Origin of the sequence: Heyndrickxia vini, assembly GCF_016772275.1 — a bacterium.
In the GTDB taxonomy this organism is placed as follows: Bacteria; Bacillota; Bacilli; order Bacillales; family Bacillaceae_C; genus Heyndrickxia; species Heyndrickxia vini.
In genome coordinates this window covers 728792-753047 of record NZ_CP065425.1, presented here as the reverse complement: position 1 = coordinate 753047, position 24256 = coordinate 728792, and the positions used below count along the sequence as shown (strand labels likewise).

Genomic DNA, 24256 nt, shown 5'->3' with positions numbered 1-24256 from the left:
TTCACTTCCTATTCTTTTATCTGTTTATCGCCATTTTTAATGTTTTCATCCCAATATTTCATCCATTCATCCGATTTACTTTGGAATACATTCCAATCAATATCCATCTCTTTTATTTCTGTATTTTTAATCCAGTCCGGTAAATCGGTTACATCATTTCTCGTTGGAATACGATAATGTTCTTCCGCTAAAATTTTTGCTGCCTCAGGTGTATTAACAAATTCATAGAACGCTTTAGCTGCCTTTGGATGTGGAGCATCCTTTACCATAGCAATTCCTTCTGTTAGAACAGGTGTACCACTTTCAGGAATAATAAACTCAAATGGGTATTTCTTTTGTTCTTTTAACATAACAACATCAGGCATATCCCAAACAGTGACAGTCCCTTCTCCTTTTGCCACTTTGTTGTACATCATTTCTGGATTAGCCGAGTATTCTTTAGTATTGGCATCCAGTTTTTTCAACCATTCGTAGCCTTTAGCAGGATCTTGAGAATCTTTAAAATCACGATAAATCATCGCTGAAAAAATGGTTCTCATTGTCCCGGAAGCAAGAGGATAGCGAATAATGACTTTATCCTTCCATTTTGGATCAAGAAGTTCATCCCAATCTTTCGGTGCATCTTCTTTTTTCACAAGCTTGGAGTTATACATAATGACTTCAGGTGTTTGACTAGTACCAGTCCAATACCAGTCGGGATCATGGAATCCATCTTCAAGTGTTTTCGCATAGGATGGCTCGTAAGGCTCTAACAGCTTTTCTCCCTTTGCTTGGTCAAAGCTTGTCGAAGGAGCCCCCCACCAAATATCTGCCTGTGGATTGTTTTTCTCCGATCGAACCCGGTCTAATACTTCTTGGGAGCCCATGTCGAGCCATTCTACATCAATTCCATATTTATCCTCGAACAGCTTCTCAAATTGACCTAAAATATCTTTTCCATGTGGTGAATAAACAACAATTTTGTCTTCTAAATCTTTTGCTTTTCCCTTATTCGTTCCAGAGCTTTTTTCCCCAGAGCTACATGCTGAAAGAATAAGTGTTGCAGATAATGATAATGTAGCTAATAAAGAAACTAATTTTTTCTTTTTCATAATTCTCCCCCCGTTTATGAATGTTTAATGATACTTTCATGTTCTCGTAAAAATAGTGAAACAGCTCCTAAAACCCCTGCGTTGTCTCCTAACTGTGATGTGTAGATTTCTACTGAACTCGGAAGATATTGATTCACAATTTCACGTACATTAGGTAAAATTTGTTCAGCTGATTTCGAAACACCACCTCCTAAAATAATGACCTCCGGATTTAACAAACTGGCAGCATTGACAATTCCATAGCTTAAATGATCAGTTGCGTCATCTATAATTTGCTGGGCTATTTTGTCACCGGCTTGTGCTAATTTAAAAGCAGTTTCCGCACTTAATTCAGTGTTTTTTACTGTTTCAAATAATGGATGCTCACCTTGGTTTCGAATCTTCTCAGTTAGTTTTTCCCCAATTGATTTTCCTCCGGCTACACTTTCTAAATAGCCATATCGATAAAAAACAGGTTTAAAATTGCTTTTCACATCTTTTTTATCAGTTACCATATAACCCATTTCTCCCGCGGCACTGGAGGAACCGCGATACAGTTGATTATTAATAATAATGCCGCATCCTATCCCTGTCCCAATAGCAATAAAGAGAACATTATTCTTATTTTTGGCCTTGCCAAGCCATTGTTCACCAAGGGCAGCAACATTCACATCATTGTCAGCATAAATGGGAAATGAGAAATATTTTTTCGCTTCGTTAATAAAAGAATAATTGAACCAATTTAAACTAGGTGCCTCCACTACTAAGCCACTTACAGTATCCGTGATTCCCGGTATCCCAACTCCCATCCCTAGGATTGTGTCTTGTGCAATCTTTTCCTTATTGATTAACCACTCCACCTCATTGGAAATTTGACTTAACAACCCCGTTTCCAAATATTCATTTGTTTTAAAACTATTTTCAGCTACAATATTGCCACTTAAATCACTGATGATTATTTTTACTTTTGTTCCACCAATATCGATCCCGATAACATAAGCCGCCTGATCATTAAAAAATAATTGTATCGGCCTTCTTCCTCCTTGGGAGGAGGCTTCACCAATTCCTTTTTCAATTACCCAGTTATCTTGTATAAGTTCATCCACCAATATCGATACGGTCGGTTTACTAATTTTAATTTTTGCTGAAATCTCCGCTCTCGATATGGGAGCGTAGTCTTGAATACATTGAAGCACTCTTTTTTTATTGATGGATTTCATTTCCATAGGTGTTCCTTTTAAGCTCATAACATCACTGCCCTAATCTTTTTGGTTAGTAAAGTTTACTAATTAACTAAAGATAATATAACTTATTTCGAAAACGTTTACAATATATTTTTTGAATATTTTCATTTACACTCCAATTCAGATTAGTTAGTTAGGTTTTGATTACTTTTTAAAAATAAAGAGTATTTACATTATTCAATCGATATGTTATTTATTATTTAAGGTTTTTTTGGTCCTGTTAGTTAGGAATATTAACTAACCTACTAAATACCTAGGACAAAAGGGGTGGCTACTATTTAAAACCTTAACTAAAAATGAAAGGGGTTACACAAGTGAAGAAACTAGTATATGCATTGCTATCCATTTTATTGGCGGTTACTATTATTCCTCTAAATGGGAACGCAAAAGAAGCACAAAAAGTGGATGTAGATTTATGGAATGCTGTAAAGCCACTTGAAACAACGGTTACCTTTTTAAATACGGGTGCCCATCCCGATGATGAGCGAAGCGACTTTCTAGCTTATTTATCCCGCGGATTAGGTGTGAAAACATCAAGTCTTATTGCCAATCGTGGAGAAGGGGGACAAAATGAAATTGGTGATGAACTAGGTAATGCACTCGGCATTATTAGATCACGCGAAATGATTGAAGCGGCTAAAATCACCGGTGTAAAAGCCTATCATTTAAGCGAGACTACCTCTGATTCTATTTATGACTTTGGGTTCTCAAAAACTCCGGAAGAAACGTTAAGCAAATGGGGAGAAAATTTAACTTACGAACGTTTAATTAGATTCATACGTACTTACCAGCCAGATATCGTCATGCCTTCTTTCCGTAATGATGATACCCAACATGGGCATCACAGAACAATGGAAATTCTCAGTGAACGCGCATTTAAGGATGCTGCTGATCCAACTGTGTTTCCAGATCAATTAAAAGAAGGTTTATCTACTTGGCAAATTAAAAAACTGTATTTACCATCTGGTTCCAACGATCCTGTCACAACGACTTTAGAAATTGGGATGTACGATCCTATTTATGGAATGACTTATCCACAGCTTGGTGAACAATCGCGTTATATGCATAAAAGCCAAGGAATGGGCTCTGATATTCCCTCAGAACCAAGACAATTTAAATTAGAGTTACTGTACTCCGCTGTTCAATCCAAAAACAGCAATAAACTTTTTGCTGGTATTCCATATAATTTTTCTGAATGGGCAAAAACCCTTCCAGCAAAAGAAGACGGTTTAAAAAAGCAATTCACAAAACTCCAACAAGAACTTAACCAAATCATTCATTCCTATCCAAAACGAGACCGTATCTTTAAACAAACGCAAAAAGCACTGAAAGATGTAAGAAATCTTGAAAAGAAAACGAAGAAAGCAAAGTTAAATAAAGAAATGAAAGCCGATTTGCTTCATAAGCTTTCACTCAAAGAAGAACAACTCCAAACTGCAAGCATCATCTCTTCAAATTTAAAAGTAACTGCAAAAGCGCAATCAAACATACTTACGAAAGGGCAACAAACAACAGTTCAAGTGAGCTTAAATAACAATGGAAAAGAAAAACTTAAAAAGGTAAATGTTTCATTAAACGTACCAAAAGGTTGGAAAGTAACAAGTAAGGACGGTAGCAAGGATTTAAAACCAGGAAAAAAATTAAATCTTTCATTTGATGTGAAGGTTCCAAAGGACGCTGAGTACTATCATGCATACAAACAACCTGCAATCCAAGCCAGTATTCAATATGAATCATCAGGAACAAAAACGGTGCATGTTCAAGAATTAGAAGGTACTGTGGCGGTACTTCCCGATGTTAGCGCAACATTATCACCTGAAAATATTGTTGTAAATACAGCGAACGTTCAAAAAGAAGTTCCTGTTACCGTTAAGCTCAAAAACTACCGAGAAGGAAAAACAAGCTCATCTGTCCGCTTAAAAATCCCTGCCGGATGGAAGGTTTCACCTCAAACAGCAAAGGTGAATTTTGATAAAAAGCTAGAAGAAAGAGAAGTAACCTTTAAACTCGCACCACCAAAAAACATCCAAGCAGGTGATTTCAATCTATCTGCTGTAACAACTGTTAACGGAAAATCCTTTGACTCTACGATTCAGGAAATCAAATATGATCACATCGGTACCTTTTATTATCAATATCCTGCAGAACTAAAAGGCGTAGCCTTTGAACTACTAAAACCAGACCATTTAAAAGTAGGATATATTGATAGTGGTTTTGATAAAGTAGCGGATTATTTAACAAACGCAGGATTCGATATTACGAAACTATCAGAAGCTGATCTTGCAACCGGGGACTTAAATCAATATGATACGATCGTAACGGGTATCCGTGCGTATCTGTCACGTGATGACCTATTGCAAAATAATGCTCGCCTTCTAAAATATGTAGAAGATGGTGGACATTTAGTTGTTCAGTATCATAAACCAGGTGATCGTTGGGACCCGCTACAAACAGCACCTTATAAGTTGAAAATTGGCGACCCATCCATTCGCTGGAGAGTAACTGACGAAAACGCTAAAGTGACCATGCTAAAGCCGGATTCTCCATTATTCAATTATCCGAATAAAATTACTGATAGTGACTGGGATAACTGGATTCAAGAACGCGGTCTCTACTACCCTATGGAATGGGATAATCAATTTGAAACCTTTGTAAGCATGGCCGATCCAAATGAAGATCCATTTACAGGAGGCATCCTCATGGCGAAATACGGAAAAGGAACCTACCTATACACCAATCTTGTATTCTATCGCCAAATCCAAGGCCAAGTTCCAGGAGGATACCGAATTTTCACAAACCTAATTAGTTATGGTAACAATAATTAATCGTAATAGGCGATGAGTTCTACTTTCCATAATTTGTTTTTTCTAATTCGGAACCTAGGTACATCAATTAATACCATAGTTAGATTAAACCGCAGAAAGCTACTACTTTCTGCGGTTTTTGTTCATTTTTTATAAGGTGAAAATCCCATCAAATGATCAATCCACTCCGCATCACGAACCAAGGTGGCAACGTATTCTTTCTTTAAATACTTTTCAGCTGCTTCAAAAGAAGGAAAATCTGTTTCAAGAGACTTTTGGTTCACTTTGATCCCCCAGTCCCCTTTGGCTTTTTGATATACAAAAATAGCTTCATCATTTTTACCTTTATAGAACGAACCCTCCGGAGAACCTTTTAGATTAAATTGATTGTTGTATGCATCCCGCTTGAGTGGTTCGGAGTAAAATGTCTGCTCAACGAATTGCTTGAATGCTTTCTCTGTTAGGTTACAGCCCGATGCTTTGCGATGACCGCCTCCGTCATACATTGCTGCGATTTCGGATACATCCACATCATCATGAATCGTCCGAAGACTAATTCGTTTACCACCGACCATTACCATCGCAATATAGTCGAGATGTGTGAATTCCTTCGATAATTCATTTCCCAGCTCTGAATGATAGTTCTCCGCATGCACGACCCCCGCCAAATGGTCACCAATGGTCATTTGATAAACTTCCCGTTTTTTTCTGTTTATGTATCGCGTTACCCTGCTTTCTTCCACATGAAGCAGCTTGCTTTCGATTTCATCGAATTGGAAAGGCTCATCGTTCTCAAGTTTGGAAAGGATTTTTTCTTCAAATTCCTCGATACTAATCATGAAAAACAAATCATTTAGCTGCTTCGCCATGAAATTTTGATTGGCATCCCATTCCCACGTATCGTACTGTCTCACCAATTCAACGAATTCATCGGCACTCTTTGTTCTCGTTAGCAGCCCTTGTTCTACTAAATAATCATACAAAAGTGAAGTAGCCGATGTCAGCTTTCCGTCTTCTTGCTCTACTGTTACTGCCGCCCAAGAATGCTCATTCAAATGCAACGCCGATTTATGATGATCAATTAATAATGCCTTTCCGCCGCCTGCGACGTACTCATTTATTTTCTTTTCATTATCCTCATTCACGGACAAGTCGGTGATAATCAAAGTCTCATTCCCTGTAGCATTTTCAAGAAAATGTGCTACCGAATGATTAAGCCTCGAAATTGAATTATAGCTAACAGTTACTTGATTACCTAAAGTCAGCTTGGCAATAATTCCGCAGCCCACTCCATCCAAATCATTATGCGAAAAAAGATGATACATCATATTCCTCCTAAAAAACAGATAGTTGTTAGTGTCTCCTACCTAATAAAATTTATCCCAATGGGACAGTAGACCGCGTCCACTGTCCCATTATATAATAGAAAATATTTCCGTAATAAGAATCAATGAAGCTTTTTTTAAAAGGAGTGGGATAAATGAAAAAATTTTTGGTGTTATTGACTTCTATTATTTTAACAATTTCATTAGCAATAGCTTTCGAATCCAAGTCTCTAGCAAAAACTGATTCTAAAAATATCCAAGTAATAGATTCATATACCTATATAAATATAAAAGCGGATCCTAAATCAAAACGTTTAACAAAAGCTACACGTGGTCAAAAATACACCTATCTAAGTTGGACGAGAGGAAAGGGATATGCAAAAGGGGCTTACAAGATTAAAGTTGGCAAGAAAACTGGGTATATTTCGGCAAAGGCATCTAAACTCCTAGCTCCGATGAAAGGTTCAAATTCAAAAAAGTCAGCCTCTAAAACAAACATTACAAAACCTAAAAATAAAAAATTTATTATTAATAGTAAAAACACAGTCAAATTAAATGTAAAAGCAATAAGCCAAAGACCTGAATTACCTACTGGATGTGAGATTACAGCTTTTACAATGATGGTTAACCACGCTGGGGGTAAAGGGGCTAAGGTAACAAAAATGCAAATGGCAAAAGAAATGCCAAGGTCAAGTAACCCAAATAAGGGGTTTATCGGTAGTCCCTATAATTCAACTGGTTCAGCCATTTATCCACCGGGATTAAAGAAAATGACGAAGAAATACACTGGAAGTTATAAAAACATGACGGGGGCAACTATTAATCAAATCAAAGCCCAATTAAAAAAAGGCAAAGTTGTTATGATGTGGGGGAAATTCGTTTATTGGAACATTAACATGTCGCATACTGTTGCATTAACAGGTTACGATAAAAAAGGATTTTATTATGTAGACCCAATGGATGGGAAGAAAAAGCATTTGTCCTATAGTCAAATGAAATATCATTACAATCAATTAGGAAAACGTGCATTATCATATTAATAAATAATGGGACAGTGGACCTGATTCACTGTCCCATTTACTTAGAGACACATGTTCCTTTATTGAAAAAAATTCATGTCAATACTTTTGCTGTAACAAACCCATTCCGGAGTCTACCAATCTCTTTAATTTCACATTCAATCACATCTCCTTCTCCCGTAAACTCCGCACCGACAGGGCTTCCTGTTAAGATTACGTCACCTGGTTTAAGGGTCATGACAGTTGATAGATAGGAAATCATTTTGCGAATCGGAATAATCATTAATTCGGTTGCACTATTTTGCTTTTCAATATCATTTACTCTTGCCTCAACGCGAACTTGAAATGGGTCGAGCTCTGTTTCAATAACCGGTCCTAAAGGTGTGAATGTATCAAATGATTTACCAATTGTCCAATGGCCATCACCGTGAAAATATTGTGGAGCTGTTACATCGTTGGCAACCGTATATCCAAATACATAATCAAGCACTTCTGTTTCATGTATATTTTTTGCTTCCTTCCCAATAACAATCGCTAATTCAGATTCAAATTTCACTTGGTCAATTCCCTTTGGAATGACAATGCTTTCTCCCGTTCCGATAACAGATGTTGTAGGTTTAAAGAAGAATACAGGAATGTCTGGAAGTTCACTAGGTAAATCATCCACTTTTGAAACATAATTTGCCCCGATTCCAATGATTTGATTGGGCACTAATGGGGCCAATAATTTCACTTCATTTTCTGAGAATTCCTTATCCGTAAATTCCCACTCCCCAAATATATTTCCTTTTATTTCTTTAACGGCTCCTTCTGTCATCACACCCGTATAAACTGTAGAATCAACTTGAAATCTAATAAACTTCAATGTACATACTCCTTTCTATCGATTAGTCTTGAAATAAGGGCATCCTTTATGTAGAATGCCCCCGATTGCTATTATTGCCTAACCGCAAACTTCGCCTTCGCTTCTAAACGGCGACGATGTAAAATTGGTTCGGTATATCCATTTGGTTGATCATAGCCTTCGAAAACAAGGTCACAGGCAGCTTGAAAGGCAATAGAGTTGGCGTAATCCTCCGCCATAGGATGGTAATTAGCATCTTTCGCATTCTGCTCATCCACAACTTTTGCCATTCGCTGTAATGTTTCTAGAACTTGATCCTTTGTACATATTCTATGATGAAGCCAATTTGCGATATGTTGACTTGAAATTCGCAGGGTGGCCCTGTCTTCCATTAACCCCACATTATTAATATCCGGTACTTTTGAACAACCAATTCCTTGTTCCACCCAGCGCACAACATAACCAAGAATCCCTTGTGCGTTGTTGTCCAATTCCTGTTGAATCTCTTCCGGACTCCAATTGATCTGATCGGCTGCAGGAATGGTGAGAATATCACGTAGGAAATTGCCGTCCTCTTTTTCCAGTTCTCCCTGTACCTTTGTCACATCTACTTGATGATAGTGAAGTACGTGCAAGGTGGCGGCTGTTGGTGAAGGAACCCAAGCCGTATTTGCCCCAGCTTCTACATGACCAATTTTTTGCTTTAACATGTCAGCCATTAAATCTGGCATTGCCCACATTCCTTTGCCGATTTGTGCGCGACCTTTGAGTCCAGTCTCTAAACCAACCATTACATTCGATTTCTCATAGGCCTGCAGCCATTTCGATGATTTCATGTTATTTTTACGAATCATTGGTCCGATTTCCATTGACGTGTGAATTTCGTCTCCTGTACGGTCCAGGAACCCAGTATTAATGAAGACAATTCGATCCTTTACTTGGCGAATGCAAGCTTTCAAGTTTACTGACGTACGACGTTCTTCATCCATCACACCAATTTTTAACGTGTTTCGTTTAAGATTAAGAAGGTCCTCCACTCGATTAAAAAGTTCATTACTAAATGCCACTTCCTGTGATCCATGCATTTTAGGTTTTACGATGTAGACCGAATCCTTTGAAGAGTTTTGATAGTTCCCATTTCCAAGCAGAGAATGTTTGGCTAGTAAACTCGTAAACACGGCATCTAAAATTCCTTCAGGAACTTCCTTACCGTCCTGGTCTACAATCATGTTACTAGTCATTAAATGTCCTACATTTCGAACAAACATGAGTGAACGACCCTTTAAATGGATTTCCTCACCGGTAACGGCTGTGTACACTCGATCAGGATTGAGCGCTCTGGTGATTGTTTTGCTCCCTTTTTTAAAAGTTGCACTTAAATCACCTTTCATTAATCCTAGCCAATTACGATATACAAGCACCTTGTCCTCGGCATCTACTGCAGCGACTGAATCTTCACAATCCATAATCGTTGTTAATGCTGATTCCAAAAGGATGTCTTTAATACCCCCTTCATCTGTCTGACCAATCGGATGGTTGCGGTCGATTTGGATTTCTAGATGAAGTCTATTATTCTTCAATAAAACAGCGGATGGCTCTTCTGCTGTTCCTTGGTAGCCAATACATTTAGATTCATCTTGAAGACGAGTCGTTTGTCCATTACTAAGTAAAACAGATAATTTCCCTTCAACAATTGAATATTTGACCGCATTACGATGGGAGGCTTCTTTTAATGGGACAGCTTGATCAAGAAATTCTCTACCAAATTGAATGACCTTCTCCCCTCGAACGGGATTATAGCTTCCTTCCTGCTGAGCTCCCGCTTCCTCACTTATCGCATCCGTCCCGTAAAGTGCGTCATAGAGACTTCCCCAGCGTGCATTCGCGGCATTCAGCGCATAGCGTGCATTATCAACTGGTACAACAAGCTGTGGTCCAGCTTGAATCGCCACTTCATCATCCACATTTTCCGTCGCTATGTTAAAATCCTCAACCTCCTGCTCTAAGTAATCAATTTCCTCCAAAAATGATTGATATCTATTAAAATCAAACTCTTTATTTTCACGGTGCCATGAATTGATTCTGTTCTGTAAATCATCACGTTGAGCCAATAATTCCTTATTTTTCGGAGTTAAATCTTCTATGAGCGTTTCTAATCCTGACCAAAATTGCTCCCGATCGACCTTACTTCCGGGAAGGGCTTCTGCATTAATAAATTCATAGAGTACTTGTGCCACTTGTAAATTTCCTACTTTTACAATATCATTCATCGTCTCTTTTCCTCCTTATTTAAATCTTTCAATCGAATATGGGGCAATCGATAAGGATGTATCTCCGTCGACTAATAATTCTGTCATTAATGTCCCTACTAAAGGGGAAAGCGTGATCCCACTATGCATCGTTGCGACATAAAGATTTTCGACAGAGGGAACTTTCCCAATAATCGGGAGCCCATCTTCCGGGACAGCTCGAATACCTGAAAAAGCTCGGACAACCTTTGCCTTACCAAGATCAGGAATATAATACATGGCCATATTTGCCGTTTCCTGCATAACGTCTAAAGTTGTAGAACGATTAAAACCAGCCTCCTCCATGGAATAGCCAATTAACACTTCCCCATTATTCGCCTGTCTCATTCCGCTAATCGTATAATTGATAAACGGCTTTAGTGGTTCTGTTACAAGAATTTGCCCTCTTACCTGATTTACCGGAATATGAACACCTACCATTTTTCCCAATTCCCGAGACCAAGTGCCCCCAGCTAGGATGACGTTTTTACAAGTATACTCGCCATTTTTGGAAAAAACGATAAATTGATCGTTTTTCTTTTGAATATCGATTACTTCATTATAATACGAATACTCGATACCATTTTTCTTAGCCGCTCTCATATACATATCGGCAAGTCTGAAGGGATTCACATTTCCATCGATTTTGCTAAAAGTTGCCCCAGCAACATTTGGATTAATCGAAGGTTCCTTTTCAATCACTTCTTCCCGTGATAAAACCTTTATTTTAATGCCAATTTCACGATACGATTCCGCCAATCGCTTGGCCTTATCTCGATCCTTTTCATTAAAAAATGGGGAGAGTCCACCTGTTCTTTTATATTCCACATCACCTATTTTTCTTGATAAATAGGGATATAGTTCAGCACTATACATACTAAATTCAGCATAGGACGATGGCGTTTTATTATGTACCCAAACCCAAGCTTGGGTGGATCCCGAAGTACCGGAAAGGGGATATTTTTTGTCAATAACGAGGACACCCTCCCTATATCGTTCAGAAAGATGGTAGGCAATACTATTTCCAATGACTCCACCTCCAATGATAATCGTTTCATAGGACGTATTCATTTTATCTCACCTTCCCATCTTCGAGTTCAACTTCATCCAAAACAGATTTCACTGTGGAAAAATGTTGACTGTTTGTGGACAATGTTTCGATTGAAATAGGAGATACGGGCATTCTCATTCGGGGCATTGGAATCTCCTCATAAATTTTCCCTGTTTGTTCATGGATCATTTTTGATACAAGATCAGCACAAATCTTTGCTTGACATGGCCCCATCCCACATCTAGTGATTCGTTTAATATCATCAAAAGATTCCGCACCAAGGCAAATCACTTCTTCAATTTCCTCAAAGCTTAATTCCTCGCAGCGACAAATAATGGTATCCTTATCCATATAATTCTCCTTTCATCCTCTCCAGATTGGTTTGCTCTAAGAAATAAATTGATTCTTCAGTTTAGGATGGAGGAAATTTTCAATGTGTGTCATTCTTTCTAACCATAAATGATCATCTTGTTTGGACTCTATTATTTTTATCTCTTTAAATAATGAATCTCTTAAGCTATTCGCCTCGTCAGCCTCCAACACGCCAAGATCCTCACACACACTGATACCAGCGATTATTCCTGTTAATAGGATGGAACCGTGAAAGGATATCCCTGCAGCATTCCCACCTAGGTAAACCCCTTCCTGACTGGATTGAAGGCGTTCATTATATTGAGGGATCCATCCCCCAAGCTTTTCTTGATAACTAAAGGAACAATCCAATTGATAGAAGACCTCTGTAATCGGTTTTCTACCTCCATCTACACAAACAAGATCAGCATGGAACGTTTTTACTTCTTGATCCTGTTGTACATAAACCTCTTCAACCTGACCATTTCCCCCCACTTCCTTAATAAAAGAATTAAGGTAGATGGGGATACTCGCTTGTTTGATCAAATTTATTTTATCCATATTTTGAGCTGTTAATTTAGTTGATTCTTCAATGATTCCTTCAATTTCTACGCCAACTTGTTTCAGTTGAATCGCTACATCAAGCGCAAAATCACTTGAACCGAAAATGACCGCTTTTTTCCCTGGGACGACAAAATCCCGATTGACTAAAGTTTGAGCGGCACCAATCGTCATAACTCCTGGCATCGTCCATTTTAAAAATGGAATAGCCCGTTCAGCTGCACCTGTTGTCACAATCACCTTTTTTGCTGATATTGGAAAAACATTTTTCCCATCGGAGACACCAATACTTCCGTCTTGATACAATCCGATAAATGGATGATTTAATAAAATTTTCACGGGAAAATCATGTAATTGATTGATTAATAACTTGGCTAATTCAAAGCCTTTCATTGGCGGATATTGGGATGGCAGCATTGACACCATTTGCGTTTGTTGAGAAAGTTGTCCTCCAAGCCGGCTTGATTCATCAATCATCACAACATCCAGCCCTCTCGATCCAGCCTCAAATGCAGCAGCTAGTCCAGCGGGACCCGCACCGATGATGAGCACATCAGTTTCCATGACTATCCCCCCTCACATCTGGATCACCGATATTCGGAATTACTACCATCTCATCCTCAACCATTTTCATACATGTTTTAACATGGTCCTCCCCATTCACCGTCATATAGCAGCTGCAGCAACGACCACGAGAACAGAATAAGCCTCTAGCCTGCATCAGTTTTCGGCTTTCCCCGAACTTTTTGACACCATTCGCTATTAATGCAGCGGCTATTGTTTGTTGTTTATAGGCTTGTAGCGGCTTTCCATTAAAATAAATCGTAACGGGATCATGTAAACGCTCTCCCAATATTGGATGGTTTTTGATATGCATGATAACACCTACTTGTTAGTTTTTGGATGCAAATACTTTGCCAACACCTAGTACTCTTTCGATGACAATCATTAAAATAATAGTAAATAAAATCATAATGCTTGAAATAGAAGTAATTATAGGATCGTATTGGTACTGCATATACGTATAGATTCTAACCGGCAACGTTACAACATCTGTACTAACGATAAACAATGCCACAGTCAGATCATCAAATGAGGTAATAAAGGCAAAGATACAGCCTGCAATGACTCCGGATTTGATAATCGGTAAGGTAATGTGAAAAAATACTTTCCAGGAACTCGCCCCTAGATTCATCGCTGCCCTTTCAATGGAACGATCAAAGTCAACTAAATTGGCAACGACTAGACGTAGCACGAATGGTACCGTTAGAATGATATGTCCAATAATCAGAGCAAGCGGACTCGCTGCAAGGCCAATCCATGAATAAAATTGAAGGAGTGCGACTCCAAATACGACTGAAGGAATTAACAGTGGTGAGCCAATCAACTGTACAATTGCTTCTTTTCCTTTGAATTGATTTCTGACAACCGCAAGTGATGCAAGTGTACCGATAATTGTTGAAATTATAGCTGTTCCAAGAGCAACAACAATACTAAGAATTAACGATTGCATAAATTCCGGATGATTAATTAATTCAGTGTACCATCGTAATGTCAATCCCTTTGGAGGAAATGCAATGTATTCTGTTTTAGTTAAAGATGAAAGTAAAACTACCACAATCGGCGCCAGTAAAAAAATATATACGATTATACAGAATGTGTTTAACGTAAGTTTTGGAAGTCTTTTTCTCATTGGATGGCGACTCCTTTTTCAGAATAAGCTAGTATTCTACTATAGATGACGATTGTGATAATCGCTAAAAAGATGAGAAGGAAACCAATCGCTGAACCGTATGGCCAATTCAACATCACAGCCGTTTGTTCATATGTTAAATAAGACATCACTTTTACCTGTGGTCCTCCAAGAATTGCTGGCGTAACAAAGGAGCTTACACTTAAGCTAAATACCATTACTGACCCGGCAAATATTCCCGGTAATGTTAACGGTAACATTACTGAAAAGAAGGTTCTCAAAGTACTTGCACCAAGGTTTTGCGATGCCCGAATGACGGACGGATCGATTCTTTCAAGAGATCCCATGATCGTTAACACCATGTAGGGAAACAAAACATGGATCATACCTAAAATAACGCTGAATTCTGTATAAAGTAATGTAAGTGGTTGATTAATAATACCTAGGTCCATCAGCGTATTATTAATAACCCCTTTATTCGAAAGAATAATCACCCAACCATACGAACGAATCACCATACTAATTAATAATGGCGATAAAACAATGAGAGTTAAATAGTTTTTCATTCTTCCCTTCGCTTTTGAGATTTGGTAGGCTACCGGATAGGAAATGATGATTGTGATCAATGTCGTTAACAGGGCAATTTTCACCGTCCGCCATAAAACGCTCAAATAAAAGGAATCAGATAGGAACTTTACATAATTTTGAATTGTCCATTCACTTCCAATTCCACTATTAGCATCAAAAGTTTTGAAGCTAGTAACAAAGAGGAAAACTAATGGAAGTAAAAAGAAAAAGATAAAGATAAGTAATGTCGGTAGTAGTAGCAACCAAACATCTATTTTTTTTCTAACATTTCTTTTCCTTTTTTGTTGCAGTAACAATGATTGTTCCTGATTCGTTACAATATCTCCTTGCGTCAAGTTAACTCACCTCTTTTGAAGGTAATAAATCCTCTGGTTCCCAATAGGTATGAACATTCTTTCCTTCTTCAATATGATTAGGATTTAACTCCGTATTTGATATATCTGCAATGAGCTTTTTTTCTTTAACATTTAAAATGTATCTTGTTTTGGAACCATGAAATAATTTTCTTTCTACCCGAGTTTGAAAGCCTTTACCCTCTTCATCCTGTGATATTTTGACCTTTTCTGGTCGAATAAAGAAGTTCATTTCCTTTTTTCCGGAAGTTTGAACGGACACAAGCTGTTCATTACCATAAAAGTTGATTTTGCATAAATTGTTTTCAAAGGTTTCAATAACTTTCCCTTGTACCTGATTTACTTCACCAATAAATTTTGATACGAAGTCTGTTTTTGGCTGATTATAAATGGTGGCAGGATCATCTACTTGTTCAATACATCCCCCATTCATTACAGCAATGCGATCGGATATAGCAAGTGCCTCTTCTTGGTCATGTGTAACAAAAATGGTCGTAATTTTCACCTGTTTTTGAATTGTAACAATTTCTTCTCTCATTTCTTGGCGAAGTTTTGCATCAAGATTACTTAATGGTTCATCTAGAAGTAGCACCTTTGGTTTAATGACCAATGCCCTTGCCAATGAAACACGTTGCTGCTGACCACCTGATAATTCCTTTGGGTATCGGTGCTCATAACCGGACAGCCGAACCATTTCTAATGCCTCTGCTACTCGTGTCTTGATTTCAATATTTGGAACCTTACGCAGCTTTAATCCATAGGCAACATTATCGAACACTGTCATGTGAGGAAATAAGGCATAATTTTGAAAAACCATACCCATCTCTCTTTTATTTGGCGGAAGCAAGTGAACGGGAGATCCGTCCACCATAACTCTTCCTTCATCAACATCCAAAAAGCCGGCAATCATGTTAAGGGTTGTTGTTTTCCCGCATCCAGATGGACCTAAAAATGAAATGAGTTCACCTTGCTGAATATCTAAACTTAAACGCTTAACAACTTCAACTTGATTGAATTTTTTGGCAATATTCCGCAGACTTAAATAACTCATTCTATCACCTCTTCATTATTGCGAGATTTCAATTTCTTTATTTGCTCTCTCTGTCCATTCTGCACGCTTTTCATTTACAAGCTTCCAATTTACTTTAATCAATTTATCAATTTCGGCCTGACCATATGGAAATTTCTTCGTAATATCTCCCTCTAATTTCACATTTTTATTAACCGGACCATCAAACAATTCTTCAGCAAAATCTTTTTGCACTTCTTCACTTAATACGAAATTCACAAATTTTTGAGCTAAATCATTATTTGGGGCATTTTTCACCACACTTATCGTAGACATCAATGCGATTGCACCTTCATCAGGTACAACATATTCTATTGGGAATCCTGTATCCTGTAATGTATAAACCCGGCTGCTTCCCCATGCACTTGCCACGATTTGTCCCTGTAAAAAGTAGTTCGATACGTCAGCTGTTTTATCAAAAGTGACTGCATTCTTTGCGATTTTCTTCAAAGCTTCAAAGCCTGGCTCAATATTTTCTTCACTTCCCCCATTAGCATTTGCAGCCATAATCAGCAAATGAACACCATAAGTATTTGCAATCGATGGTAAAACTAGATTCCCTTTAAATTTTGGGTCTGCTAAATCATTCCAGGATTTCAATGGTTCCCACCCATTTTTCTGAAATGTTTCTTTGTTATAAGCTAGTCCTGTTGAAATAATTCCAAAGCCAACACCGATGTTATCTTCATCTTTTGCAATATCATATAAATTCCCCAAATTCGTAACCACTTTTTCATCAAACGGTGCTAATAGTCCAAACGCTTTTGCTTGTGCCTGTGGACCATCATCTAAAAAAGCAACATCAATCTGTGGGTGAGCCTTTTGTGCTTGAAGCTTTGATAATGTGTCGACAGAACTTCCTGTTATATACTTGACCTTGACACCATACTTCTTTTCAAATTTCGGAATAACTGCCTCCTTAATTTTTTTCTCATAGCTTCCACCATATGCAGCTAACACTAACGTTTTGTCACTACCGCCGTTACCTTTATTCGCTTGATTTCCTGTTTTATTTCCACAGGCCGACATGATGATAAGGAAAAGGCAAATGAATAATACAAAAAATTGTTTTTTCAATTTAGTTCCCCCTTGTTCATTTTGTGATAGATAAAAACAAGCTTGCCCACATGCATACAGTCCAATATCACACCCCTTTCTCTGATCTCTGTCACAAATTTTTTAACAATCTAGTAAATTATAAAGTTATAATATTATATTCTATCGAGGTAAAGAGATATGCTATTTTTATTTGTTCTAGATAGTTGATTTCTTTAGTTAACATTCAAACGATTTCTAAGGGGATTGTAAGCTGTAATATCAATTTCCATATCTTCACCCATTGCTAGATTTGCAGCAAGTGATCCAACATATGGGCCCATTGTTAATCCCGAAGCACCTAGCCCGTTGGCAATGACTATTCCTTTTAAAGCAGGAATTGGTCCTAAGTATGGTAATATATCCTGCCCAGCTGGTCTAAATCCGATTCGTACTTCCTGCAAAGTGCCCTCTGAAAGGCCCGGTGCCACATGAAGTGCTTCGTGAAGAACCTCCTTTAAACCCGCTGCGGTTACACGATAATCAAAACCGGAACCAGTTTCTCGTGTTGCTCCAACGACAACCCTTGAATCATCAAACGAAACAAGATAATGGCTACTTTGCGGGAGGATAACCGGCCATTTTGAGGTATCCTGATCCGGAAGTTGTAAATGGACAATTTGCCCGCGTTGAGGTTCAACCGGAATATCGATTCCATGTGGAGAAAGTAGCTCTGGCGCCCACGCACCTGCAGTGATAACCACAGCGTCCGCCGAAATTAATTCATCATTTACATAAGCACCAATTACTTTCTCATTTTTAAGCTCGAGCTTGGCGATACCAGTATAGGAATGTGCACCATGTTTCTTTGCTCCTCGTATAAGAGCATCTCTTAGTAATCGACCATCCACTCTTGCGGCTCCTGTGACATGAACAGCTTGCAAATCTTCTCTTAAAGGAGGAAATAGTTGGCGAGCTTCTTCAGCTGACAGGCGTCTAACTTCACCTACTTCGGGATTTTCCTTCCGGCGAGCTCTAACCTTTTGTTCGATTATGTTCAATTCATCCTCATCTTCGCTAACAGCTAACGCACCAACTAACCCATATCCTAGATTACACTCCCCATCTTCCTCTAGTTGGGAAACGAGAGAAGGATAATAGCAAGCTCCACCTTTAGCCAGTGTATAAAAGTCTTGATCATCGACCCTAGATATCCATGGACACACAATACCAGCACCAGCCGCTGTAGCCTGGCCTTCATGTTGTTTATCAATAATAATTACTTCAGCTCCCTTTCTAGCCAAATGGTAAGCCGTACTAGCCCCAACAATTCCAGAACCTATAACAATTATTTTCATTATTTCACAGCCCTTCTCATTTTTAATTCCATCTCCGCTCAATCAGGATACAATATTTTGTAGTGGGTGATGACAAGCTACAAAATGTTCATCCTTAATTTGTCTTAATTCGGGTTTTTCAACTATACATTTTTCCGTACCAAATGGACATCTAGGATAGAAACTGCAGCCGGTTGATAAATTTGTTTGTTCAGGTAGATCCTCTTCTAAAAAGTATTGTTCCTTACGATCTCTTAGAGTCGGATCAGGTATTGGTACTGAAGCGATTAAACCGCTCGTATATGGATGGAGGGTATGCTTAAAAAGTCCTTCCTTTGAAGAAAGCTCTACGACTTCCCCCATATACATGACAGCGATTCGATCACTAATGTATTTTACTGCAGGGATTCCATGTGCAATAAATATATATGTTAAATTAAATTTCTTTTGTAAATCCATTAATAAATTTAATATTTGTGCTTGAATAGAAACATCTAAAGCCGAGACTGGTTCATCACAAATAATTAACTTTGGTTTTAAAGCTAAAGCTCGAGCAATTCCAATTCTTTGCCTTTGGCCACCACTAAATTCATGGGGGTATCGACTAGAGAATGATCGGTCTAACCCAACGGTTTCCATTAATTCATAAACTGCTTGCTCTAATTCCTTCCCTTTTGTTACTTTATGAGTACGAAGTGGTTCTGCGATAATGTCGAATACTCTCATTCTAGGATTTAGGGAGGAAAATGGATCTTGAAAAACCATTTGGATATCCTTTCTAATTTTTTGCATTCCACGTTCTGATAGTTTAGTAATATCAGACCCTTCGAAAATGATTTTTCCATCTGTAGGTTCAATCAATCGCAAAATCGTATTTCCAGTTGTAGATTTTCCACATCCTGATTCGCCAACTATTCCTAGTGTTTCTCCTTTCTTCACAATTAAATTAATTCCATCCACAGCTTTTATATACTGCTTTGTTTTCCCAAAAAAACCTGAAGAAATAGGAAAATATTTTTTTAACCCTTCAATTACTAATAGTGTTTCATTCTCCTTTTTTAGATTATCGTTGGTGGCAACGGTCATAGATTAATCACCTCTTCTTCTCTATGAAGCCAACATCTCACTTCAGCCCCATCTCCTTTTTGAACTAAAGAAGGCTCTTGATTTCTACAGATATCCATTGCGAATGGACATCGCGGATGGAATTTACATCCAGTTGGCATTTCGGAAGGTATTGGTACATTTCCTTCAATCGATTCTAATTGATCCTTTAATTGGTGTATTTTTGGCGTACTATTAAGTAATCCCTTTGTATAAGGATGCTTTGGATTTTTAAAAATGTTAAAAACATTATCCTGCTCAACAATTTGACCGGCATACATAACAATCACTCGATCCACCATTTCGGCAACTACACCTAGATCGTGAGTAATCATAATAATGGATGTTCCATATTCTTCGCTCAGTTTTTTCATTAGCTTTAATATTTGCGCTTGGATGGTAACATCGAGGGCAGTTGTCGGTTCGTCCGCTATTAACAATTGTGGATTGCAAGATAATGCCATAGCGATCATGACCCTTTGCCTCATACCTCCGCTAAGCAGATGAGGAAATGAATAAAAGTGTTTTTCCGCTCGCGGTATTCCTACCTTTTTTAACATTTCAATTGCTTTCTTTTTCGCTTCTGACTTATCTACATTTTGATGGAGTCTAATCGCTTCTGAAATTTGACTTCCGACGGTAAACACTGGATTTAAGGAGGTTAATGGCTCTTGAAAAATCATTGAAATTTTATTTCCTCTTATTTGTTGCATTTTCCGCTTTGAGCACTTCAATAAATTTTCTCCATTAAACAGTATTTCCCCACCAACAATTTTTCCAGGTTCACTAACTAATTGTAGAAGTGATAGTGATGTTACACTTTTTCCGCAACCTGATTCACCGACAATACCGACCGTTTCTCCTTTTCCAACTGAAAAAGACACACCATTTACGGAAGCAACCGTCCCACTTTCTGTAAAGAAATGTGTTTGTAAATCCTTCACTTCTAAAAGAGTCTGAGCTTTGACCATGTTGTTATCCCCTTCCTATTTTCTTCCTTGTGTTCGTGGATCTAGTACATCACGAAGCCAATCACCTAAAAAGATAATTCCAAGAACCGTAATCGTTATGGCAATCCCGGGGAAAGTGGCTAGCCACCAGTTCGTAGCTAAATAATTCCTGCCATCCGTCAACATTCCTCCCCACGAAACAGTTGGGGGCTGTATCCCTAACCCAAGAAAACTTAAGGATGCTTCCAAAATGATTGTCGTAGCAACACTTAAAGTTGATATAACAATAAAAGAGGAGATAATATTAGGAAAGATATGCCTTAACATAATCGTTGTATTTTTTGTCCCAATAGACTTTGAAGCCCTTACAAACTCCCGCTCCTTAATGCTTAGTACCTCTCCCCTTACAACCCTTGCATATGTAACCCAGTTGGTAAAACCGATGACAACAATAAGTACCATAATGCTTGGTTCAAATACAGCTAAAACTACTAAAATAAATAGAATACTTGGTATCGCAAGGAAGGAATCCACAATTCTCATTAAGATATTATCGATTACTCCACCATAATATCCTGCCAAAATTCCAACTAAGATGCCGATGACACCTGCTAAAATAACGGAAAAGGTTCCTACTAACAATGACACTCGAGTCCCATATATAATTCTACTTAAAATGTCTCTCCCTAAATTATCTGTCCCAAGCAGATAAGTCGTAGATCCTCCGTCCAACCATGCAGGCGGCTTAAGCATATCTCCTAAATTATTTGCAGCAGGGTTATGTGGAGCTAAAATATTCGCAAAAATAGCAACAAAGACAACAGCAAAGACAATGAAGAACCCCGTTGTGCCCGTCTTACTTCGGAGTAATAATTTTATTAAACGGAAAAGACGGTTATGTTTTGTTTTTGTGATCGGTTTATTTACATCAACGACTGCATCCTGATTTACATTTACTTCCACTTTCTCACCTCCTATGAATAATTAATTCTTGGATCAAGTAAACGATAAATGAGGTCCGTTATGAGGTTGATCAAAATAACTAGAATAGCAATAACAAAAACAGCCGCTTGTACAACCGCCATATCCCGACCATTTACGGCTTGAACTAATAATTGCCCTAGTCCCGGCCAAGAAAAAACGGTTTCGGTAATTAATGCACCACTTACTAAATGCGTTACTTGTAAAGAAGTAATCGTTACAACCGGAATCAGTGAATTTCGAAAGGCATGTTTATAAACAACAAGTGTATCACTTACCCCTTTACTCTTAGCCGTCCGAATATAATCCTGATTTAAAATGTCTAACATACTTGAACGAACTAGCCTCGTCATTTCGGCCGCTACACCAGTTCCTAGAGTGATAGCCGGCAAAATTAAATGTGCCCATGTTCCCCTTCCGGAAACCGGGAATATTTGATAGTTCACGGCTAGCATTAGAATTAGCATAATTCCAAGCCAAAAACTTGGCATTGCTTTTCCCAAAACAGAGCCCCCAGTAATGAATAAATCAACAAAGCTATTTCTTTTTTTTGCTGAAAAAATCCCCATTGGAATAGCAATAATTATGGCAATTAGCATAGAAGCCACTGCTAACTCAAAAGTAGCGGGAAGCCTTTCTAATACTAATGGCAACGCTTCTTGATGATAGCGGAAGGATGTTCCAAAATTCCCCCGAAATAAATCCCCAATAAAATGAAAATATTGATATAAAAATGGTTCATTAAGTCCAAGCGCTGTTCTTAACGCTTCTCGGTCCGCTTCTGAAGCATCTTCTGGCAACATTAAAGCAACCGGGTCACCAGCTAGATAAACTAATACGAAAACAACAAATGTAATAATAAATAGAACCGGGATAATTTGTAGTAATCTCTTCACCAGATACTTCTTCAATTCAAGATCTCCTTTCGTAAACGGGACTAGTTTTTCTTTCCTAGTCCCGTTCATTTTCATCTCAACAAATAAATTACTTCAAAGAAATATCGGAAAAGTTAATTACCTCATCAAGCCTAGAATTGAATGCAACTCGATCTGAAACCCCATAGTTCGCATTTTGTTGGAATAAGAAAATATGTGGTCTCTCCTCAGCAACAATGGATTGAATCTTTTGATACTGTTTGATTCGTTCCTCTTCATTTAAATTTCTTCCAGCATCATGATAAAGTTTCTCTACTTCGGGATTGTAATAATCGGTTTGTCCCGCTGCACGATCTTTTGTATAGTGAACCAATGAATAAGAAGCATCTAGCAATCCATCTGCTAAGCCAATCATCAACAATTCTTTATTGGAGTTCGAATTATACTCATCTAAATAAGCACTAGACTCTAATAATTTTAGATTAACTTTAATGCCTGCCTCACCTAACATACTTGCAACGAGTTGAGCTACTTCTCCATCAAGAGGGTATCTGCCTTTTGGAGCTGTTAATGTAATCTCTAAACCATCTTTATACCCAGCTTCCGCCAATAACTTTTTGGCTTTTTCAAGATCATATTCATATGTGTTATATAAATCGGGATTGGAACCGACCACACCTTCGGGTACACGTGTTCGAACAGGTACGCCTGTACCTTTTAATACAGAATCAACGATAGCCTTTTCATTTATAGCTAAATCAATAGCTTCCCTAACTTTTGGATCTGATGTAGCAAATCCTTTTGTTGTTCTGACGACTAAAAGCATGACACGAGTCGTATCTCCATTTATAAGTGATACACCCTTTTCACCATTCACACGGTCCCATTCATTTGGTGGAATATCTGTTGCAATGTCTACACCACCCGTTAATAATTCACCAACACGGGTAGAGCTCTCAGGAATGGCTCTGACAATAACTTCCTTCCATTTCGGCGCCCCAGCAAAATAATCTTTGAAACTTTCTAAAACAACACGGTCATCTCGATCCCATTTAACAAATTTATAGGGACCTGATCCGACTGGTTTCTTTAAGAATTCATCCATTCCTACTTTGTCGATATATTTCTTTGGCATGATATCTGCACCACTTTTTGCTAGAAGTCTTAATAATGTAGGCATAGGTCCATCCGTTATGATTTCAAAATTCAAGTCATCAACGACATTTATCTTTGAAAGCTGTGTAAAATACGGAAATTCCTTTAATGTCTGATCTTTCATCACTCGTTCAAGACTATATTTGACATCCTCTGCAGTTAAAGGATCATCATTATGGAATTTTACTCCTTCCTTTAACTTAAACTTCCATGTGACGTCATCTGTATTTTTGTAAGAATCAACAAGTTCCGGCTGAATTTCCATTTTGTCGTCCCTATTGAATAATCGGCTAAACATGTTCCTAAATACACGATCACCTGTTGTACTTAATGAATTTTGCGGATCCAACGTAGTTATGTCGGCACTTTGGGCCAACACTAATGTTGTTTTGTCTTTTCCTCCTTCTCCACTGTTCTTTGCACCGGTTGAAGAATTACTACTGCATCCAGAAACCATAAAGACGAGAATAATACAAGCGACAAAAATCAATCTAAAAGATTTTTTCATACCCATCCCCCAAATTTAAATATTTTAAAATTACAGAATATTTTTTACGTA

At 38.0% G+C, this 24256-nt stretch carries 21 protein-coding genes; 2 read left to right on the top strand and 19 right to left on the bottom strand.

The features are described from left to right. Positions 1-8: 8 nt before the first annotated feature. Positions 9-1091, bottom strand: a complete 1083-nt coding sequence (locus tag I5776_RS03850; RefSeq protein WP_202779047.1) for an extracellular solute-binding protein — start codon at positions 1089-1091, stop codon at positions 9-11. Positions 1092-1105: 14 nt separating this feature from the next. After that, a complete protein-coding gene (locus I5776_RS03845) occupies positions 1106-2317 on the bottom strand; it encodes an ROK family transcriptional regulator (RefSeq protein ID WP_246483911.1) in 1212 nt (403 codons plus the stop codon). 311 nt (positions 2318-2628) lie between these two features. Here I5776_RS03845 and I5776_RS03840 point away from each other — a divergent pair, with 311 nt between their 5' ends. Next, positions 2629-5139, top strand: a complete 2511-nt coding sequence (locus tag I5776_RS03840; RefSeq protein ID WP_202779046.1) for an NEW3 domain-containing protein — start codon at positions 2629-2631, stop codon at positions 5137-5139. A 122-nt stretch (positions 5140-5261) separates the two neighbouring features. On the opposite strand, the gene I5776_RS03835 is transcribed toward I5776_RS03840, so the two are convergent. After that, positions 5262-6443, bottom strand: a complete 1182-nt coding sequence (locus I5776_RS03835) for a DHH family phosphoesterase (RefSeq protein WP_202779045.1) — start codon at positions 6441-6443, stop codon at positions 5262-5264. A 155-nt stretch (positions 6444-6598) separates the two neighbouring features. Between I5776_RS03835 and I5776_RS03830 the strand changes: the two genes are divergently transcribed. After that, entirely contained in the window at positions 6599-7483 is an 885-nt protein-coding gene (locus I5776_RS03830; protein WP_202779044.1) for a C39 family peptidase, read from the top strand. Positions 7484-7556: 73 nt separating this feature from the next. On the opposite strand, the gene I5776_RS03825 is transcribed toward I5776_RS03830, so the two are convergent. The 16 genes from I5776_RS03825 to I5776_RS03750 all read right to left on the bottom strand — a co-directional run bounded on the left by I5776_RS03825 (position 7557) and on the right by I5776_RS03750 (position 24205). Continuing rightward, positions 7557-8327, bottom strand: a complete 771-nt coding sequence (locus I5776_RS03825; RefSeq protein ID WP_202779043.1) for a fumarylacetoacetate hydrolase family protein — start codon at positions 8325-8327, stop codon at positions 7557-7559. A 71-nt stretch (positions 8328-8398) separates the two neighbouring features. Further along, positions 8399-10576, bottom strand: coding sequence for a malate synthase G (locus tag I5776_RS03820; protein WP_202779042.1), 2178 nt, complete (start codon positions 10574-10576; stop codon positions 8399-8401). 15 nt (positions 10577-10591) lie between these two features. Further along, positions 10592-11665: an NAD(P)/FAD-dependent oxidoreductase gene (locus I5776_RS03815; RefSeq protein ID WP_202779041.1), complete on the bottom strand. Its 1074-nt coding sequence runs from the start codon at positions 11663-11665 to the stop codon at positions 10592-10594. A 1-nt stretch (position 11666) separates the two neighbouring features. Then, positions 11667-11996 (bottom strand): (2Fe-2S)-binding protein, encoded by a 330-nt coding sequence (locus tag I5776_RS03810; RefSeq protein WP_202779040.1) that lies wholly within the window; start codon positions 11994-11996, stop codon positions 11667-11669. A gap of 36 nt (positions 11997-12032) precedes the next feature. Beyond that, the gene (locus tag I5776_RS03805; protein WP_202779039.1) at positions 12033-13121 is read right to left on the bottom strand and encodes an NAD(P)/FAD-dependent oxidoreductase; all 1089 of its coding nucleotides are present in this window, start codon (positions 13119-13121) and stop codon (positions 12033-12035) included. Next, a complete protein-coding gene (locus I5776_RS03800) occupies positions 13111-13434 on the bottom strand; it encodes a (2Fe-2S)-binding protein (protein ID WP_202779038.1) in 324 nt (107 codons plus the stop codon). The genes I5776_RS03805 and I5776_RS03800 overlap by 11 nt, the downstream gene beginning before the upstream one ends. 15 nt (positions 13435-13449) lie before the next feature. After that, positions 13450-14250, bottom strand: a complete 801-nt coding sequence (locus tag I5776_RS03795) for an ABC transporter permease (RefSeq protein WP_202779037.1) — start codon at positions 14248-14250, stop codon at positions 13450-13452. Beyond that, a complete protein-coding gene (locus I5776_RS03790; RefSeq protein ID WP_202779036.1) occupies positions 14247-15173 on the bottom strand; it encodes an ABC transporter permease in 927 nt (308 codons plus the stop codon). Before I5776_RS03790 ends, I5776_RS03795 begins: the two co-directional genes overlap by 4 nt. Before the next feature lies 1 nt (position 15174). Beyond that, positions 15175-16242 carry an ABC transporter ATP-binding protein gene (locus tag I5776_RS03785; RefSeq protein WP_202779035.1) on the bottom strand — a complete coding sequence of 356 codons (1068 nt, stop codon included), beginning with the start codon at positions 16240-16242 and terminating at the stop codon, positions 15175-15177. Positions 16243-16257: 15 nt separating this feature from the next. Further along, a complete protein-coding gene (locus tag I5776_RS03780; RefSeq protein ID WP_246483910.1) occupies positions 16258-17337 on the bottom strand; it encodes an ABC transporter substrate-binding protein in 1080 nt (359 codons plus the stop codon). Between the two features lie 194 nt (positions 17338-17531). Continuing rightward, complete coding sequence (locus I5776_RS03775) at positions 17532-18656, bottom strand: NAD(P)/FAD-dependent oxidoreductase (protein WP_281397306.1); 1125 nt, start codon at positions 18654-18656, stop codon at positions 17532-17534. A gap of 39 nt (positions 18657-18695) precedes the next feature. Continuing rightward, on the bottom strand, positions 18696-19718 hold the full coding sequence (locus I5776_RS03770; protein WP_202779033.1) for an ABC transporter ATP-binding protein: 1023 nt from the start codon (positions 19716-19718) through the stop codon (positions 18696-18698). Beyond that, the gene (locus tag I5776_RS03765) at positions 19715-20707 is read right to left on the bottom strand and encodes an ABC transporter ATP-binding protein (protein ID WP_202779032.1); all 993 of its coding nucleotides are present in this window, start codon (positions 20705-20707) and stop codon (positions 19715-19717) included. Before I5776_RS03765 ends, I5776_RS03770 begins: the two co-directional genes overlap by 4 nt. Positions 20708-20722: 15 nt before the next feature. Continuing rightward, on the bottom strand, positions 20723-21601 hold the full coding sequence (locus I5776_RS03760; protein WP_202780670.1) for an ABC transporter permease: 879 nt from the start codon (positions 21599-21601) through the stop codon (positions 20723-20725). A 59-nt stretch (positions 21602-21660) separates the two neighbouring features. Then, positions 21661-22578 carry an ABC transporter permease gene (locus tag I5776_RS03755; RefSeq protein WP_202779031.1) on the bottom strand — a complete coding sequence of 306 codons (918 nt, stop codon included), beginning with the start codon at positions 22576-22578 and terminating at the stop codon, positions 21661-21663. 73 nt (positions 22579-22651) lie between these two features. Beyond that, on the bottom strand, positions 22652-24205 hold the full coding sequence (locus tag I5776_RS03750) for an ABC transporter substrate-binding protein (RefSeq protein ID WP_202779030.1): 1554 nt from the start codon (positions 24203-24205) through the stop codon (positions 22652-22654). Positions 24206-24256 lie beyond the last annotated feature (51 nt).